Genomic DNA, 17,050 nt, shown 5'->3' with positions numbered 1-17,050 from the left:
GCCGGCCGAACTGCTCTGGTGCGTGAGGCTGCGACTCGCCGACATGCTTGCCGAGCATGGTCTGGAACACCCCCTGGATACCCGAGCATCGCCAGGCCGACCAGGCCGTCAAGGAACGGTGGGGTCTTGGTGTACGAGTGCCAGCGGCCAAGGACCCCGCCGCCCATCCGAATTCCCAGGGGTCACTTGGAAATCAGTGTAAGGTCGAGGCCATGGATCGAGCGTTGCAATTCATCTCGGAGTATTCGTCGTGTCCCCGGCCTTGAAGCCCGACGTGTACGCGTCAGCAAGAAGGCCATGCTAAGGCACGTGCATATGCATCGCTTTGTTCTGCGTCTAGGGCGGCAACAATCGATAGGGCCAGCCCGGCTGGGCACGATCTGGCGGGATGTGTGCGGCTCACGCCTGGGGAACGTCTGCAGGTTGGGAGATGCCGATACCAAGAGCGGTGTCTCCTATCTGTTGATGATGCCTTCCGACACGCTGGTGCCTGAGATCGAGCAGCGCATGTGCCTGGCACTCGTTGCTGAAGGACTCTCCGTTCGCATAAGTCGCACGAGTTGATGCATTTAGCGATATGGAGTTCGGCGCCTGGCTGGCTTGCCGCTTAGCTGCGCCGTTCGTCCGAATTCATCGATCGATCGACTGCATGCACATGACCAGGCGTACTGTGAATCATGCGAAGCATGACGTGCCGCCAGCATTTTTTCTTCCGACACAGCAGTGGTGATGGCATTCAACTACTCGACCAACTCCGCGCGATGTTGAAGGAGATGGTAGAAGACGGCATTGACATTGCGCTCGTAAGCCTTTTGGGGGAGCCAACCGTCGATCATGATGGCGCCTTTCTGGTTGCGATCATCGATGCGCCGCTCGGATGGGAAATTGTTGAGACTTCCGCCCTTCTGAGGCACGGGCTTATCTGTCGTTTTTACATGTAGGCCTCCAGCTGAGGACGCCGTCGCGTTCGCGGTGGCGAGTATCTTGTTGCCCGACTCAACCGAGGACGTGTCGAGTACATGATCTTGCGCATTCGCGGCAGGTCGGAACGCGCTCGTCAATTTTCTCGTCAAGCAAACAGTTCAGAAGGAGAACTTCGAGCGTGTCCTTGCGGTCACGGACGGCTGGGCGTGCCACGACCTCGCCAGCGTCCGCGACCTAGCACGGGCCGCGGGCCGAGCAGGCGATGCCCGCTCCCATCCGGCCGCAAACCGATGCAATTCAAGGCAACAGCCACAAGCGCAGCACGCCGGCAACCGCGCTGAGCACCACGACACTGGCTAACCAGATGCCTGCCAACCAGGCGAGGCGCTTCCATAGGGGGGAGTGGATCCGTTGCATCAGTGGTATCCCTCCGTGCCGACCTTGCCCCTGAAGATCCAGTAGGACCAACTGGTGTACGCAATGATCACGGGAATGATGGTCGCCGCGCCGAACAGCATGAACCTCTGGCTCCCGAGCGGCGCGGCGGCCTCCCAGATGCTGATCGATCCTGGCACCACATACGGGAAAACGCTGATCAACAGCCCGATGAAGCCCAGCAGGAACAATGCCAGCGCCATGAGGAAGGGCACACGTTCGCGGCCGCGTCGCAGGCTGCGAAACAATACGAACGCGGCGATCAGCGTGAGCAGCGGCACCTGCGCGGTGAGCAGGACGTTGGGCATGGCCATCCAGCGACGCGCATATTCAAGATCCAGGAACGGTGTGGCGACACTGACCGCGGCAATGGCAAGCAGCACCACCACGAGCAGCCAGGAAGCCAGTCGCCTGGCATGAGATTGGGCGCTGCCTTCGGTCTTGCCCACCAGCCAGGTCGAGCCCAGCAGTGCGTAACCGGCCAACAAGGCGAAGCCGGTCATCAGGGAGAACGGACTGAGCCAGTCGAGCCAGCCACCAGCATAAGCGAGGTTTTCGACGTCAATGCCCTGCAGGATGGCGCCCAGCATGACGCCCTGGGCAAAGGTGGCCGTGATCGAGCCCAGGCAGAACGCCCAGTCCCAGAACGCGCGGTGTCGCGGATCACGCCAGCGGAACTCGAAGGCCACCCCACGGAACACCAGGCCCAGCAGCATGGCAATCACCAATGGATAGGTGGCTGGCAGGATGATCGCGTAGGCCACCGGAAAGGCGGCCATCAGCCCGCCGCCGCCCATGATCAGCCAGGTCTCGTTGCCATCCCAGACAGGGGCGATGGAGTTCATCGCCTGGTCACGCTCCTCGCCGACGGCAAAACTGGGGAACAGAATGCCGATGCCCAGGTCGAAACCGTCCATCACGACGTAGGCGAATACCGCAAGGGCGATGATGCCCGCCCAGACCACCGTCAGATCGATGCCCTCCATCTCAGTGCTCTCCCGGAAGCCGTTGGACCCCGGCCGCCGGGGTGATACCGGCTGCGTGCTGGGGGACCCGATCCGGCTCGCTCTCATGCGGCCGCGGTGGTTTGGACATCAGGCGCAGCAGGTAGTAAGTCCCGGCGCCGAAGGCAAAGAAATACACGATCACAAAAGCCAGCAGCGATGCCGCCAGTGCGGGTGCATGCAGCGGCGAGGCCGAGTCGGCCGTCCGCAGTAGGGCGTAGACGGTGAAGGGCTGACGGCCCACCTCGGTGGTCACCCAGCCGGCGATGACAGCCACGAATCCGGCCGGCCCCATGGCCACCGCCGCACGATGCAGCCAGGGCCAGGCATACAGGCGCTTGCGCGCACGCGCCAGCAGACTGAACAGCCCAAGCCCCAGCATGGCCATTCCCAGCCCGACCATGATCCGGAACGACCAGAACACCACCGGCGTTGGCGGCCACAGTTCGCGTGGATAGTCGGTCAGCCCGGGCAGGGGCGCATTCGGGTCGTGCTTGAGGATCAACGAGCCAAGCTTGGGAATGGCCACTTCTGCGTGGACCTTGGCTGCATCGTTGTCTGGCAGCCCGAACAGGATCAATGGCGCGCCTTGCGGGCTGGGGTGGTAGTCACCCTCCATGGCCAGGACCTTCATCGGCTGGTGCTCCAGCGTGTTCAAGCCATGCGCATCGCCCACCAGGATCTGGATGGGCGCGGCAATGGCCACCATCCACATCGCCATCGAGAACATCTTGCGTGCGCCGGCGTTGCCGCGGTCCTTCAGCAGATGCCAGGCGCCCACGCCGCCCACGACCAGGGAGGTGGTCAAGAACGCGGCAATGACGGTGTGGACAAGGCGATAAGGGAAGCTCGGGTTGAAGATGATCGGCAGCCACGATCCGGCCGGCACGAACTGCCCGGCAGCATTGATGGCATAGCCGGTCGGTGTCTGCATCCAGCTGTTGGCGCTGATGATCCAGGTCGCCGAGATCAGGGTGCCTAGCGCCACCATGCAGGTGGCGAAGAAATGCAGCTTCGGGCCCACCTTGGAGATGCCGAACAGCATCACTCCCAGAAATCCCGCCTCCAGGAAGAACGCCGTCATCACCTCGTAGGCCATCAGCGGCCCGATGATCGGACCGGCCTTGGCGGAGAACACCGACCAGTTGGTGCCGAACTGGTAGGACATCACGATGCCAGAGACCACGCCCATTCCGAACACCACCGCGAAGATCTTCAGCCAGTAGCGGTAGAGGTTGGCGTAGACCCCGCTACCGGTGCGCAGCCACAGCGCTTCGAGCACCATCAGAAAGCTGGCCAGACCGATGGAAAACGCCGGGAAGATGAAATGGAACGAAATGGTGAACGCGAACTGCGCGCGTGCGAGTAACAGGGCGTCCATCAAGTCTTCCCCGTCCCGTCGCGTTCCGGCGCAGCCTTGCGCAGGACACTGACCTTGTTCTTGAGCTCAAGGATCCGCGAGACGCCACGACCCAGGGTCAAGAGCTGGCGCAAGCTTTGGTCATCCAGCTTGCGCACGTCGTCCAGCCAGAACGTCAGCAGCTCGATGAACTCGTGCATTTCCCGCATCTTGGCCTGTGCGTGCCGCTCCGCGGTGGAGGCAGGCTTCTCCAGCAGCACGTCCCGCAACAGCGTCAGGGTCGGGTCGATCTCGCGACGGCGGCGTTCTTCGGCCAGCGTGCGTACGATCTGCCAGATGTCGTCGGGCGCCTCGAGGTAGTCGCGTCGGTCGCCGGGGAGATGACGCTTGCGCACCAGATTCCACGCATCCAGCTCCTTCAGCCCCATGCTCACATTCGAGCGCGACATCCCCAGGGTCTCGGTGATCTCATCGGCCGTCAGCGGCCGATTCGAGAGGAACAGCAGCGCATAGATCTGGCCGACCGTGCGGTTGATGCCCCAACGGCTCCCCATTTCACCGAAGTGAAGGATGAAGCGCTGGATCGAGGGAGGGAGGTCGTGCATCACGGAATCCTGTTATTTCAGAAATTACTGAAATGATTGTACCTTAGTTGCGGCGCCGCCGTTGCCGGCGTGGCCTAGGAGCAGTCCGGGGCACCAGATTCCGCCGCATTGTGATTGCCGCAATCGCAAACGACAGCGCGCATGGCCGCGGGCCGTGCATGCTTGAGCGAGCCGGGCACGCGTTCGCGCGAGCGGGAACCTCGAAATCAGCTCAGGACTGAAGTGCCGGGTATGCGCGACTCGCTCTGCCGCTAAGGCTTACCTTCGCCCCCGGTCAATCTGCTCACTGACCACGCCGCCTCCTACGGGATACGACCAAGCAGGCGAGGGTGTCCGCTTGAGAGCGCGCTTTGGGGTCAGCGGATGGCGTGCACTGCGGATCGTGGCGAGAGCGCGCTCGGCGCTCCCGTTGTCAGGGGCCTTGAGGCGATGAGGAAGAGCAATCTCGAAGCTTTGCGATGGAGATTGACCTCACGACTGGAAACGCAATTGATCGACGAAATGCGTTGAATGGGAGGTTGTGCCGGCCGGATCCTCCAGATGGGGCGTATGCCCGCAATCGTGCATCGAGACGACAGTCGTTGGGCCGTTTGCTAAGGCCGACACATGATGCGCCTGATCGATCGTTCCATAAGGATCTTTCGACCCGTGAAGCAGCAGGATCGGGCAGGCGATCTGCGTCAGAAGTTGGTCAAGGTTCCAGTCGTCGAACCAGGGAGAAAGCCAGGTTTCGATCCAAGTGTCGAGCACCCAACGTGCCCGGCAGCCGTGGTGGCGCTCGAGTCGTCCAAACTGCGCAGGGTCCTGGAAACGCAGGCGCGCAGCCTCGACGCCACGGCGCGTGCAGTTCTCGACGAAAGCATGGCCTGACTCGGACACGACGCCGACGCAGCGCTCACCCAACTGGGCGGCAGCAGCCAGCGCCATCGACCCGCCGGTGCTGTGGCCGAAGCCGATGAATCGGTCGACCTGCAGTGCTTCCAACAGTGGCGCCACGGTGCCCTCCGCCTCATCGGTGATGAAGCTCCGTTTCGGGGGACGCCTGGATGGAGTCGACTGCCCGTAGCCGATGCGGTCGTAGGCGATCACAGCGCGCCCTGTCGCCGCACACAGCTGGGAGGGAAAGTCCCGCCACATCGTCGTGCAGCCCAGCGATTCATGGAACAGCAGGAAGGGTGCCTGCGCGGAGCCGGATTCGACTGCCTGCCAGCGCCGGACGAAGACCGAATGCGAGCCGAGGGCGACGCGTTGGTCGCAAAAGGAAATGGGGTCCATCGGTTGGACAAGGTAACGCATGGCTGCCTTGGTGATATGGCGCCGTGGACGCCCCGCGGGGGTCTGTCACGGCCGATATCGTGGATCATCCAATCTGATGTTGTGGATAATTAATCATTACTTGTTCTGATCGGACCCCTCTTTGTAGAGTCGATCCGTCAACTCTCTGCTGCCAGGTGTGGCGGAGTGATGAGAACGCCAACAGACGCACGCCACGTGCGTCGACACCGGGAGGGTGTGATGTCCGATGGGACCGCGAAAGCGGGCATATCGTCGTGCGCGGATAGCGCCGCCGATCTGTTCGTCAGCAGCCTGGCGCGCGCCGGCGTGCGCTATTTCTTTGCCAATGGCGGCACCGATTTTCCGCCGATCGCGGAGGCTTTCGCCAGGGCGGCCGGCGCCGGCACGCCGATGCCCCGGCCGATGGTCATTCCGCACGAGAACGTCGCGGTGGCCATGGCCCACGGCAGCTATATGATCGACGGCCAGCCGCAGGCGGTGATGGTCCACGTCAACGTCGGCACGGCCAACACCATCAACGCCGTGCTGGATGCCAGCCGCGACCTGACGCCTGTGCTGCTGTTCGCCGGGCGATCGCCATATTCCGAGCGCAGCCGCCACGGCACGCGGACGCGGTACATCCACTGGGCGCAGGAAATGTTCGACCAGGCCGGCATGATCCGCGAAGCGGTCAAGTGGGACTACGAACTGCACCTGCCTGAGCAGGCGGGCGATATCGTGCAGCGGGCATTGCAAGTCGCGATGACTTCGCCGCGCGGGCCGACCTACGTCACGCTGCCGCGCGACGTGCTGGCCGAGTCGGTGGGCGAGCACCTGTCGACACCGCAGCCGCTGAAAGCGCCGTCGCCGCCGCTTCCGGATCCCCAGGACATCGCGACGCTGGCCGGCTGGATCCGTCAGGCCGAGCGACCGGTGCTCGTCACCGCCAGCGCCGGTCGCACCACCGCGGGTTTCGAGGCGCTCGCCACTTTTGCCGAGCGCTTCGGCATTCCAGTCGCGGTGTTCCACCCGCGTTTCCAGAACATCTCCACCGACCACCCGCTGTTTGCCGGCTATGACCCGGCGCCGCTGGTGGCCACAGCCGACCTGATCATCGCGCTGGACTGCGACGTGCCATGGGTGCCGGCGGTGCAGGCGCCGCCGGCCGATTGCCGTGTCGCCCATCTAGGCGAAGACCCGGCGTACGTTCGCTACCCAATGCGCAGCTTCCGCACCGATCTTGCGTTATCCGGCATGACCGAGGTGCTGCTGCGCTCGCTTACCCATGCCATCGACGCCATGGGCGGTATCGCAGGGGAAATCGTGCAGTCGCGCACCGAACGGTGCAGCAAGAAGACCGCCGAACTGCGCAGCCAGTGGCGACTGGCTGCCGCACAACCGTCCGGGGCGATCACTCCAGAATGGATCAGCGCCTGCCTTCGCGAGGCGGTTGGCGATGAAGCGATCATCGTCAACGAATATCCGCTGCGCCAGCAGCAGTTCCCACAGACCCAGCCGAACACTTACTTCGGGCTAAGCCCGGCCGGTGGCCTGGGCTGGGGCCTGGGCGCGGCACTTGGCGCAAAACTGGCTGCGCCAGACAAGCTGGTGGTGGCCACGCTTGGCGATGGCGCCTACATCTTCGCCAATCCGACAGCCTGTCATTGGGTGAGCGAGGCGCACGCCCTTCCGGTGTTGACGGTGATCTTCAACAACGCCCTCTACGGCGCGGTGCGCAATTCAACCAAGGCGATGTACCGCGATGGTCATGCCTCGCAGGAGGCGCATCGCATGCTGGCCGACTTGTCGCCATCACCGCGCTTTGAACATGCGGTGGAAGCCAGCGGCGGGCTGGGCATTCGCGTCGAACGCGCCGACGAACTCCCCGCCGCGCTTGCGCGCGCGGTGGAGGCAGTCCGCGGGGGGCGCCAGGCGCTGGTCAACGTCCTCTGTGAGTACTGAGCAGGCCCTGGGCATGACGACGCCTGCAGCCCCTCATGCGGCGCGCGGGTGGGGCACTGGTGGCCTGAGTGGCGCCGCGGCCTCGCTTCGCCGCCGCTATCCAGCCATTGATGATCTGGAGCGCGGGGCACGTCGGCGTGCCCCGCGATTCGCCTACGATTTCGTCGCTGGCGGACTCGGCGACGACGTCTGCCTGCTGCGTAACCGTGCGGCGCTGGACGCGGTCCAGATCACCCCGCGCTATGGCTTGGACGTGGCGGGCGTGGATACCGGTGTGGACCTGTTCGGTCGTCATTACGCCATGCCGATCGGTATCGCGCCGATGGGCTTGGCCGGGCTGCTGCGCAGCGGCGCAGATGAATCCCTGGCCGCCGCGGCGCAAGCGGCGAACATTCCCTATACCTATTCGTCGGTCGGCAATTCCACGATCGAGCGCATCGGCCAACTCGCGCCGGATGTGTTCTGGTACCAGCTCTATGGTGTTCCGGCCAATCAGCACCGCGTATCCCTGGACCTGATCCGCCGCGCCGACCATGCCGGCGCACGCGTGCTGGTGGTGACGCTGGACGTGCCGGTGCGGGCCAAGCGTGCGGGTGATGTACGCAACGGGTTGGTCGTGCCATTCAAACCGCGCGTGCGGACCGTGCTGGATGTCGTGCGCGCGCCCCGCTGGGCGCTGGACATGCTGCGACACGGCCAGCCTCGCTTCGGCAATTTCGAGCCCTACGTTGGTCCCAAGCCGAGTACGCAGGATCTGGCGACCTATGTGTTCCAGCAGATGGCCGGGCCGATGACCTGGGACGCACTGGCTCGCCTACGCCAGGCCTGGCCACGCGCAATGGTGGTCAAAGGCGTCCTCCATCCCGATGACGCGGAGCGCGCAGTTCAGCTGGGCATGGATGGCGTGCTGGTTTCAAACCATGGCGGACGTCAGTTCGATGCCTCGCCAGCTGCGGTGGATGCGCTGCCGGCCATCGTCCAGCGCATCGGTGACCGCGCGACGGTGCTGGTCGATGGTGGCATGCGCCACGGCGTGGACGTGTTGCGGGCGCTGCACTGCGGCGCCCATGCGGCGCTGTCCGGCCGTGCGTTCCTGTGGGGCCATGGTGCAGCCGGTGCGGCGGGCGCTGCCCACGTCGCGGCATTGTTCAACGAAGAATATCGGATCGCGCTGGCTCAGTCCGGTGCGCGCGGCACGCAGGAAGCTCGCGCAGGAGGCGCCGCAACACCGCACTGAATCAGCCCGCGGTCAAGCGACCGCGGTCCACCGCATATTGATGCGCGTCATGACGCTTTCCTGGGAGGGGAGGAAATGAAACCGAAGCAAACGATAGACGCAGGACTTGTCCGATACGTACTGGCGGAGGGTCGCGCACATGCATGAGGCCCGATGGTTCGTTCTCGCCGGCGTGGCGGCCTATATGGTGGCGCTCAGCCTGGTCAGCTTCTGGTCGCTGCGCTATTCGCGTAACGCCGGTTCGTACACCTCCGGTACCGGGCATGGTCAGCGCACCATACCAGCGGCATTGATCGGCCTGCTGTTGATGTCCGAGTTCATCGGCACCACAGCCAGCGTCGGCACCGCGCAGTACGCCTACCAGTACGGCATCTCCGCCGGTTGGAACATCGCGGTGCTCGGTATCGGCTTCCTGATTTTTTCCTTCCTGTTAGCGCGCAAGTACAAGGAGCTGGGCGAGAACACGATCTCGGGCGTGCTCGACAGAACCTATGGTCCGCGGGTGAAGGTTGCCACGTCGATCATCATGATTTTCGCGCTGCAGATCGTGGCGGTGTCGACCTATGCCAGCGGCGGCGCGGTCCTGGCACCGCTGTTGGGCGTCGATCGAAAGCTAGGGATTATCGTGATGGGCGCGCTGGCGGCGATCTATGTCGGCGTGGGTGGCATGCGCTCGGTGATCTATACCAACGTCATCCATGGCGTGGTGATCTTTACCGGCATCTTCTTCGCCTTGTGGTTTGGCGTGGACCAGGTCGGTGGCTGGCAGGCGCTACAGGCCAAGGTGCCGCCGGAGTTCTGGTCGTTGACCAAGGTCGGTTGGCCGCAGATCATCGCTTGGCTGGTGGCCGGCGCTGGCGCGACCTTCGCCACCCAATATGTGATCCAGGCCATCGCCACGGTCAATGATGGCGGCAAGGCACGGGTGGCGTCGGTCTTCGCCTCGCTGTACCTGATCCCGTTCGGCTTTGCAGCGGCACTGTGCGGCATGTGCGCGCTGGTGTTGTATCCGGATGTCGCGCCGCTGCAGGCATTTCCGTCACTGGTGTCCGGCATGGATCGCCTGCTTGCGACCTTCGTGGTGGCCGGCCTGACAGCGGCCGTGTTTGGCACGATCTCCGCGCTCAACATCGGCACGGCTACGCTGCTGCTCAAGGACTTCTACCTGCCGATCACCAAACGCGACGCCGAGCATCCACGCTCGCTGCTGTTCGTGCGTGCGGCCACGGTGCTGGTCGGCGTCCTTCCTCTACTGCTGGCGCTGTTCGCGGCCGACGTGGTCAAGGTGACCTTCTTGGCCAAAGCGCTGAGGGCCTCGCTGGCGGTGCTGGTGTTCATGGCGTTCTACTCACCGCGTTTCGGCACCCGTACCGGCGCCATCATCAGCATCGCGCTGTCACTGATCGGCACGATCGGCTGGTTCTTGGCCGGTAACCCTTTCGGGATCGATAACGCCTATGTCGCTCTGGCCATCCCGTTGGTAGTGATGACGTTGAGCCACCTGTTCGGCGGCAAGCCGGTCGCAGACCCGTTAAGCGCAAAGGCAAGATGAACCCGCTTGACACGCTCGAGCACGATGCGTCGGTGACGCCCGGTCAATGGACTGGGCGCTCGCTGCCTCGCGTGGAAGACGCCGCCCTCCTGACCGGGCGTGGCCGCTATTTCGATGATGTCGGCGTGCCGCCGCGCACGCAGCACGCGGCCATCCTTCGCTCGCCCCACGGCCACGCGCGCTTGGTCAGCATCAATGTGGATAACGCCCGTGCGCTGGACGGCGTGTCGGCTGTGCTGACCGGCGCGGACATTCAGGCGCTCACCACCAGCCTCGTGGTCGGGGTCAAGGCGCCGATTGAATGCTGGCCCATCGCGACCGACCGCGTGCGCTATGTCGGCGAGCCGGTGGCGATCGTGGTTGCACGAGATCGCTATCTGGCTGAAGACGCCATGGATCTGATCGAGGTCGAGTACGAAGCGCTGGACGCGGTGGTCGATCCACAGCGGGCCGTCGCCACCGACGCGCCGGTGCTGCACGAAGGGCTGGGCAGCAACATCGCCAGCGAGCGGTCGTTCCGCTATGGCGATCCGGAAACAGCCTTTGCGCAGGCGCCGCACCGCGTGTCGGTGGACGTGCGCTATCCGCGCAACAGCTGCACGCCGATCGAGTGCTATGGCGTGCTGGCCGAGTACGACCCTGGCATCGACGGCTACGACGTGCTGGCCAACTTCCAGGGCCCTTTCAGCATCCACGCAGTGATCTCGCGGGCGCTGAAGGTACCTGGCAACCGCCTGCGCCTGCGCACGCCACCCGAGTCCGGTGGCAGCTACGGCATCAAGCAGGGCATCTTCCCCTACATCGTGCTGATCGCCGCCGCCGCGCGTGTGGCGCGGTGCCCGGTGAAGTGGGTCGAGGACCGGCTGGAGCACCTGTCCGCCTCGGTCTGCGCGACCAACCGCGACACCACCTTGGAGGCCGCGGTCGATGCCGAAGGCCGCGTACGTGCCCTTGCTTGGGACCAGCTGGAGGATTGCGGCGCGCACCTGCGCGCGCCCGAACCGGCCACGCTATACCGCATGCACGGCAACATGACCGGCGCATACGCGATCGAGCACGTGTCGATCCGCAACCGCGTGGTCCTGACCAACAAGATGCCGACGGGCCTGAACCGCGGCTTTGGCGGTCCGCAGGTGTACTTCGCGCTGGAACGGCTGATGCAGCGTATCGCCGTCGAACTCGACCTCGATCCGCTCGAGGTGATCCGTCGCAACCTGGTGCCGGCCGAGGCGTTTCCATATCGCACCGCGACCGGCGCGCTGCTGGATTCCGGCGACTACCTCACCGCGGTGGATCGCGCGGTGGAAGCGGGGGGGCTGGCCGAGCTGATCGCGCGCCGTGACGCCGCGCGCGCCGAGGGGCGGCACTACGGCATCGGCTTCACCGCCGCGGTCGAGCCCAGCGTGTCCAACATGGGCTACATCACCGCGGTGCTCACGCCCGAGCAGCGCGCCAAGGCCGGTCCGAAGAATGGCGCGCAGGCCACCGCGACGATTCAGATCGACGCGGTCGGTTCGGTCAGCGTGCACGTGGCCTCGGTGCCGCAGGGCCAGGGCCATCGCACCGTGATCTCGCAGGTGGTCGCCGATGTCTTCGGCTTGACCCCGCGCGAGATCCGCGTGGTCACCGAGATGGACACCGCGCGCGATGCCTGGTCGATCGCCTCGGGCAACTATTCCAGCCGTTTCGCCGCCGCCGTAGCGGGCGCCGCGCATATCGCCGCCACGCGCTTGCGCGAGAAGCTGGCGAAGATCGCCGCCGCGCAGCTCAAGTGCGAGTGGGACGAGATCGAGTTTGTCGACGGCACGCTGCGGCGGAAGGACAGCGAAGCCAATCCGCTGCCCTTCGCGCGCGTGGCATCAAGCAGCCACTGGGCACCGGGCACGCTGCCGGACGACGTCGATCATGCGATCCGCGAGACCGCATTCTGGACGCCGCCGCAACTCACCGCGCCGGATGCGCAGGACGGCGTCAACAGCTCGCTGTGCCACGGCTTCATCTTCGACTTCTGCGGCATCGAGATCGACCGCGACACCGCCGAAGTTCGCATCGACAAGTACGTGACCATGCACGACTGCGGCCGGATCCTGCATCCGGGCATGGTCGAGGGGCAGGTCAACGGCGGCTACGCGCATGCGCTGGGCGCGGCGCTGTACGAAGAACACAGCTACGGTGCCGACGGCAGCTTCCTTTCCGGCACCTTCGCCGACTACCTGGTGCCGACCACCATGGAAGTGGTCTCGCCGCTGATCCTGCATCACGAGACGCCGTCGCCGTTTACGCCGCTGGGCGCCAAAGGCGTGGGCGAGGGCAACTGCATGTCCACGCCGGTGTGCCTGGCCAATGCGGTCGCCGATGCGCTGTCCATCAGTGACGTCGAGCTGCCGTTGCTGCCCTCGCGCCTGGCGTTGCACCTGCACGGTGAGGAAGCACCGCCCAAGCGGCCGTTGGCCAAGAAAGCCGCGCCGCCGGCCAAGCCCGGCGAGCGCAAGCTCACCGGAGAAGGCATCGCCAAGGTGTCCGCCCCGCGCCAGCAGGTGTGGGAGATGCTGCTTGACCCGGATACGCTGGCCTCGGTGATTCCCGGCGCGCACGGCATCGAGAAGCCGTCACCGACCGAGTTCACTGCCGACGTCACCCTCGGCATCGGTCCGGTCAAGGGGCGCTACAAGGCCAAGGTTGGCCTGTACGACTTGAACGAGCCCGAGTCGCTCACGCTTAAGGGCACCACCACCGGCGCGCTGGGCTTCGGCAACGGCAGCGGTGCGGTGACCCTGAAGGAACCGACGCCCGGCCAGACCGAAATCCATTACCAGTACGAGGTCGTCATCGGTGGCAAGGTCGCGTCCATCGGCGGGCGCCTGCTGGACGGCGCGGCCAAGGTGGTGATCGGCCAGTTGTTCGACGGGCTTGCGTCCAAGGCCGGCGGCGGCAGCGGTGGCCTTGTCGGCTGGTTCAAGCGCGTGCTGCGCAAGTTCGGAGTCAACCTGTGAAGCCCGCGCCGTTCGACTATCTCCGCGCCGAATCGCGCGAGGACGTGCTGGCGCAGCTGCACGAGCACGGCGACCAGGCGCGCATCATCGCCGGTGGCCAGTCGCTGGTGCCGATGCTGAGCATGCGCCTGGCCAAGCCGGCGCTGCTGGTGGACGTGATGCACGTCGAATCGCTCTCGAAGATCGAAGCGACTGACGCCGGTATCCGTGTGGGCGCCGGCGTGCGCCAGGCCAGGCTGCTGGACTGGGCCACGCGCGATCCGCGCTTGCCCCTGCTGGCCAAGGCGTTGCCGTGGGTCGGCCACGCGCAGACCCGCAACCGCGGCACCGTGGTCGGTTCGGTTGCTCATGCCGATCCCAGTGCCGAGCAGCCGCTGTGCCTGCTGACCCTGGGCGGCACGCTGCAGCTACGCCATCGTAAGAAAGCGCGTTCGATCCCGGCCTCGGAGTTCTTCGTCGGCATGATGGCCACCGCGCGTGGCGACACCGAGCTGATCGAGTCGGTAACGTTCCCCGCCGCACAGCCGGGCACCGGTTATGCGTTCCGTGAGGTCGGCCGTCGCCACGGCGATTTCGCCATCGTCGCCTGCGCCGCAGTTGCCACCGATACCGGCGTGCGCCTGGGCGTCGGCGGCGTCGCCGACATCCCCAACGTGCGTGAGCTGCCGCTGCCTGGCGCATCGGATTTCGACGACGCCCTCAACCAGTACGCCTGGGACCTGGAAGCCCGCGACGACCTGCACGCCACCGCGCGCTATCGCCGCGAGCTGGTGCGCCGCCTGGGCCGCGAGACCATCGAGGAGGCACTGCGATGCCGAAACTGATTGCCAGCATGCGCCACGCGGTCAGCCTCACCCTCAACGGCCGCAAGGTCGAAGGGCAGGCCGAACCGCGGATGCTGTTGTCCGACTTCCTGCGCCACGAGCTAGGCGCCACCGGCACCCACGTGGGCTGCGAGCACGGTGTCTGCGGTGCCTGCACCGTGCTGATCGATGGTCTGCCGGCACGCTCGTGCCTGGCGCTGGCTGTGCAGAGCGACGGCGCTGACGTGAAGACCATCGAAGGCCTCTCGCCGGACGGGGGGCACACGCTGGGTGTGCTGCAGGAGGCCTTCCGCGAACACCACGGTCTGCAGTGCGGCTTCTGCACGCCAGGCATCCTGATGTCGCTGGATGGCTTCCTACGCGCGCAGCCCGACGCGAGCGAGCGTGAACTCAAAGAAATGTTGTCCGGGCATCTGTGCCGGTGCACGGGTTACGCCACCATTATCAAGGCCGCCTTGCATGCGCAGCAGCGGTTGAAGGAGGAACGCGCACATGCTTGATCTCGGCACCAGTTTCCTTGCCAGCGTCGAACGCAATCCCAAGGCCCTCGCCATCGTCGACGGCGATACCCGCCTGAGCTACGAGGCGTGGTACCACGCCATCTCGTCCATCGTGGCCGGGCTGGATGCGGCGGGCGTCAAGCACGGCGATCACGTGGTCAGCGTGCTGCGCAACCGCTGGGAAGCGGCGACGCTGCACTGGGCCTGCCAGTTCGCCGGTGTGATTCTCACCCCGCTCAACTGGCGCGCAACGGCCGAGGACGTGGGTTTCTGTGTGCACGACGCCGAGGCGCGCGTCATCGTCTATGAAGACGCGCCTTCAAAGTCGATTGCCGCCGCCGGCCTGGACGAATCGGTGCTGCATGTGACCCTGGACATCGATCGGCCGGGCGCGCAGCGCTTCGCCGATTGGCTGGAGCTGGATGCGCCCCCGGCCACTCCACTTGCCAGTGCCGACGATTGGTCGCTGATGCTCTACACCTCGGGCACCACGTCCAAGCCCAAGGGCGTGCCGCGCCGGCACCGCGCCGAGCGCGCTGCGGCGATCGCCCATGTCGCACAGAACCTCTATGGCAACGGCGAGCGCACGCTGGGCGTGATGCCGCTGTATCACACGATGGGCGTGCGCTCGCTGCTGGCCAGCTCGATCATCAATGGCGTCTTTGTGTGCCTGCCCAAGTTCGACGCGGCCGGTGCGCTGAAGCTGATCGCCAAGGAAAAGATCGACAACCTGTACCTGGTGCCGACGCTGTATCACGATCTTGTGCACCATCCGAGTTTTGCGGACACCGACGTAGCCTCGGTCCGCAAGCTGGGTTATGCAGGTGCCTCGATGACCGATGGCTTGCTGCGGAAGCTGGACCAGGCCTTCAGGCCCGACCTGTTCGTCAATCACTATGGTTCCTCGGAGGTCTATACCTTCACCATCGAGGACGACGCGGCCGGCAAGCCGGGCAGCGCCGGACGCTCAGGCATCAACCAGATGATCCGGGTGGTCAAGCTGGAGGCGACCTCGGGCGACGAGCGCGCCGCGGTCAACGAGGAAGGCCAGATCGTCGCGCTGCTGGCCGGCGACGAGGCCTTCGAGGGCTACTGGCGCCGCCCGGATGCCGATGCAAAATCGCTGCGCGACGGCTGGTATTTCACCGGCGACACCGGCTATGTCGACGAGGAGGGCGATTTGTTCGTCACCGGCCGCGTCGACGACATGATCATCTCTGGTGGCGAAAACGTCTCGCCGGTGGAGATCGAGAGCCATCTCTCGCTGCATCCCAAGGTCGACGAGGTGGCCGTGGTCGGTCTACCCGACGAGCGCTGGGGGAGTGTGGTCACCGCCTTCATCAAGGCCAGCGCTCCGGTCACCCAGGAAGAGCTCGATGCCTGGTGCCGCGACTCAAAACTGGCCAACTTCAAGCGTCCGCGCCGCTTCGTGTTCGTACAGGACATCCCCAAATCGCCGGTCGGCAAGCTGCTGCGCCGCAAGCTCACCGCGGGCGAATACGCTCCGGCCCCTTGAGCCGTTACCTTTCACGTTCCCACAAGGCAGAACCCCATGTCCAAGACCACCGAAACCCACGACGGCTTCCGCATCGAAGTCGACGCCGACGCTCAGCGCGGCGACATCGTGCTGGAACGCGCGCCGTTCAACACGATCAGCATGGAGCAGCGCGACGCGCTGCGCCTGGCATTCGAGCAGCTCGATGCCGATGACCGTGTGCGCGTGATCGTGCTACGCGCCGAAGGCGAGCACTTCTCCTCCGGCGGCTACATCATGGGTTTCCTTGAAGCTTCGCCCGAACACGTCTCGCATCTGGCCTGGAACATTGCCGCCCCCGCACGCGCCAAGAAGCCGGTGATCGCGGCCAACCGCGGCTACACCTTCGGCGTGGGCTTTGAGATCTCGCTGGCCTGCGATTTCCGCATCGTCTCCGAGACGGTCGAATACGCGCTGCCCGAGCAGAAGCTCGGCCAGATCCCGGGGTCGGGCGGTTCGGCGCGCTTGCAGAAGATCGTCGGCATCACCCGCACCAAGGACATCGTCATGCGCTCCAAGCGCATCAAGGCGCAACAGGCCTATGACTGGGGCATCGCCACTGAACTGGTCGCCGATAGCGAGCTGGAGGCTGCCACCGACGCGCTGGTCAAGGAGTTGGTCGGCTTCTCGCCGCTGGCCCAGCGCACCGCCAAAAAGCTACTCAACGATACCGAAGATTCCTCGCTGTCCATCGCCATCGAGTTGGAAGGTCACTGCTATAGCCGCCTGCGCAGCTCGGACGATTTCCGCGAAGGCGTCGAGGCGTTCCACGCCAAGCGCAAGCCGAATTTCCAGGGTAGCTGATCGCTTCGCCCGCCAGGCGCGACCGCGCATGCGCGCCGCGC

14 protein-coding genes are annotated in these 17,050 nt (G+C 65.2%); 9 read left to right on the top strand and 5 right to left on the bottom strand.

Features of this window, described 5'->3' with window-relative positions; all coding sequences use genetic code 11:
* The first annotated feature begins 686 nt into the window (after window positions 1–686).
* Window positions 687–941, top strand: a complete 255-nt coding sequence (locus ACORQU_RS17665; protein ID WP_491642355.1) for a hypothetical protein — start codon at window positions 687–689, stop codon at window positions 939–941.
* Window positions 942–1,221: 280 nt separating this feature from the next.
* On the opposite strand, the gene ACORQU_RS17660 is transcribed toward ACORQU_RS17665, so the two are convergent.
* From ACORQU_RS17660 to ACORQU_RS17640, 5 genes are all read right to left on the bottom strand, one after another.
* Window positions 1,222–1,341, bottom strand: a complete 120-nt coding sequence (locus tag ACORQU_RS17660; protein ID WP_491642354.1) for a DUF2474 family protein — start codon at window positions 1,339–1,341, stop codon at window positions 1,222–1,224.
* Window positions 1,341–2,345 (bottom strand): cytochrome d ubiquinol oxidase subunit II, encoded by a 1,005-nt coding sequence (cydB, locus tag ACORQU_RS17655; RefSeq protein ID WP_271648688.1) that lies wholly within the window; start codon window positions 2,343–2,345, stop codon window positions 1,341–1,343. The genes ACORQU_RS17660 and cydB overlap by 1 nt, the downstream gene beginning before the upstream one ends.
* 1 nt (window position 2,346) lies before the next feature.
* Complete coding sequence (locus tag ACORQU_RS17650) at window positions 2,347–3,744, bottom strand: cytochrome ubiquinol oxidase subunit I (RefSeq protein ID WP_491642352.1); 1,398 nt, start codon at window positions 3,742–3,744, stop codon at window positions 2,347–2,349.
* The gene (locus tag ACORQU_RS17645) at window positions 3,744–4,328 is read right to left on the bottom strand and encodes a GbsR/MarR family transcriptional regulator (RefSeq protein ID WP_491645165.1); all 585 of its coding nucleotides are present in this window, start codon (window positions 4,326–4,328) and stop codon (window positions 3,744–3,746) included. The genes ACORQU_RS17650 and ACORQU_RS17645 overlap by 1 nt, the downstream gene beginning before the upstream one ends.
* A gap of 471 nt (window positions 4,329–4,799) precedes the next feature.
* Complete coding sequence (locus ACORQU_RS17640; protein ID WP_491642351.1) at window positions 4,800–5,624, bottom strand: alpha/beta fold hydrolase; 825 nt, start codon at window positions 5,622–5,624, stop codon at window positions 4,800–4,802.
* Window positions 5,625–5,843: 219 nt separating this feature from the next.
* On the opposite strand from ACORQU_RS17640, the gene ACORQU_RS17635 reads away from it, so the two are divergent.
* The 8 genes from ACORQU_RS17635 (at window position 5,844) to ACORQU_RS17600 (ending at window position 17,009) form a co-directional block, all read left to right on the top strand.
* Window positions 5,844–7,565, top strand: a complete 1,722-nt coding sequence (locus ACORQU_RS17635; RefSeq protein ID WP_491642350.1) for a thiamine pyrophosphate-requiring protein — start codon at window positions 5,844–5,846, stop codon at window positions 7,563–7,565.
* Window positions 7,566–7,578: 13 nt separating this feature from the next.
* A complete protein-coding gene (locus ACORQU_RS17630; RefSeq protein WP_491642349.1) occupies window positions 7,579–8,802 on the top strand; it encodes an alpha-hydroxy acid oxidase in 1,224 nt (407 codons plus the stop codon).
* 139 nt (window positions 8,803–8,941) lie between these two features.
* A complete protein-coding gene (locus tag ACORQU_RS17625) occupies window positions 8,942–10,354 on the top strand; it encodes a sodium:solute symporter family protein (protein WP_491642348.1) in 1,413 nt (470 codons plus the stop codon).
* On the top strand, window positions 10,351–13,347 hold the full coding sequence (locus ACORQU_RS17620; protein ID WP_491642347.1) for a xanthine dehydrogenase family protein molybdopterin-binding subunit: 2,997 nt from the start codon (window positions 10,351–10,353) through the stop codon (window positions 13,345–13,347). The genes ACORQU_RS17625 and ACORQU_RS17620 overlap by 4 nt, the downstream gene beginning before the upstream one ends.
* Window positions 13,344–14,171, top strand: a complete 828-nt coding sequence (locus ACORQU_RS17615; RefSeq protein WP_491642346.1) for an FAD binding domain-containing protein — start codon at window positions 13,344–13,346, stop codon at window positions 14,169–14,171. The genes ACORQU_RS17620 and ACORQU_RS17615 overlap by 4 nt, the downstream gene beginning before the upstream one ends.
* Window positions 14,159–14,671: a (2Fe-2S)-binding protein gene (locus ACORQU_RS17610; RefSeq protein ID WP_491642345.1), complete on the top strand. Its 513-nt coding sequence runs from the start codon at window positions 14,159–14,161 to the stop codon at window positions 14,669–14,671. The genes ACORQU_RS17615 and ACORQU_RS17610 overlap by 13 nt, the downstream gene beginning before the upstream one ends.
* Window positions 14,664–16,187, top strand: a complete 1,524-nt coding sequence (locus ACORQU_RS17605; protein ID WP_491642344.1) for an AMP-binding protein — start codon at window positions 14,664–14,666, stop codon at window positions 16,185–16,187. Before ACORQU_RS17610 ends, ACORQU_RS17605 begins: the two co-directional genes overlap by 8 nt.
* 36 nt (window positions 16,188–16,223) lie before the next feature.
* Window positions 16,224–17,009, top strand: coding sequence for an enoyl-CoA hydratase/isomerase family protein (locus ACORQU_RS17600; protein WP_271645849.1), 786 nt, complete (start codon window positions 16,224–16,226; stop codon window positions 17,007–17,009).
* Window positions 17,010–17,050 lie beyond the last annotated feature (41 nt).

This window comes from Pseudoxanthomonas sp. JC1303, assembly GCF_058448525.1.
Note: the sequence above shows the minus strand (reverse complement) of the source record. Positions and strands in the feature narration are given on the sequence as shown.

Coding starts and splice junctions, on each gene's coding strand:
- ACORQU_RS17665 (WP_491642355.1), top strand. CDS start 687: ATGACGTGCCGCCAGCATTTTTTCTTCCGACACAGCAGTGGTGATGGC.
- ACORQU_RS17660 (WP_491642354.1), bottom strand. CDS start 1,341: ATGCAACGGATCCACTCCCCCCTATGGAAGCGCCTCGCCTGGTTGGCA.
- cydB (WP_271648688.1), bottom strand. CDS start 2,345: ATGGAGGGCATCGATCTGACGGTGGTCTGGGCGGGCATCATCGCCCTT.
- ACORQU_RS17650 (WP_491642352.1), bottom strand. CDS start 3,744: ATGGACGCCCTGTTACTCGCACGCGCGCAGTTCGCGTTCACCATTTCG.
- ACORQU_RS17645 (WP_491645165.1), bottom strand. CDS start 4,328: ATGCACGACCTCCCTCCCTCGATCCAGCGCTTCATCCTTCACTTCGGT.
- ACORQU_RS17640 (WP_491642351.1), bottom strand. CDS start 5,624: ATGCGTTACCTTGTCCAACCGATGGACCCCATTTCCTTTTGCGACCAA.
- ACORQU_RS17635 (WP_491642350.1), top strand. CDS start 5,844: ATGTCCGATGGGACCGCGAAAGCGGGCATATCGTCGTGCGCGGATAGC.
- ACORQU_RS17630 (WP_491642349.1), top strand. CDS start 7,579: ATGACGACGCCTGCAGCCCCTCATGCGGCGCGCGGGTGGGGCACTGGT.
- ACORQU_RS17625 (WP_491642348.1), top strand. CDS start 8,942: ATGCATGAGGCCCGATGGTTCGTTCTCGCCGGCGTGGCGGCCTATATG.
- ACORQU_RS17620 (WP_491642347.1), top strand. CDS start 10,351: ATGAACCCGCTTGACACGCTCGAGCACGATGCGTCGGTGACGCCCGGT.
- ACORQU_RS17610 (WP_491642345.1), top strand. CDS start 14,159: ATGCCGAAACTGATTGCCAGCATGCGCCACGCGGTCAGCCTCACCCTC.
- ACORQU_RS17605 (WP_491642344.1), top strand. CDS start 14,664: ATGCTTGATCTCGGCACCAGTTTCCTTGCCAGCGTCGAACGCAATCCC.
- ACORQU_RS17600 (WP_271645849.1), top strand. CDS start 16,224: ATGTCCAAGACCACCGAAACCCACGACGGCTTCCGCATCGAAGTCGAC.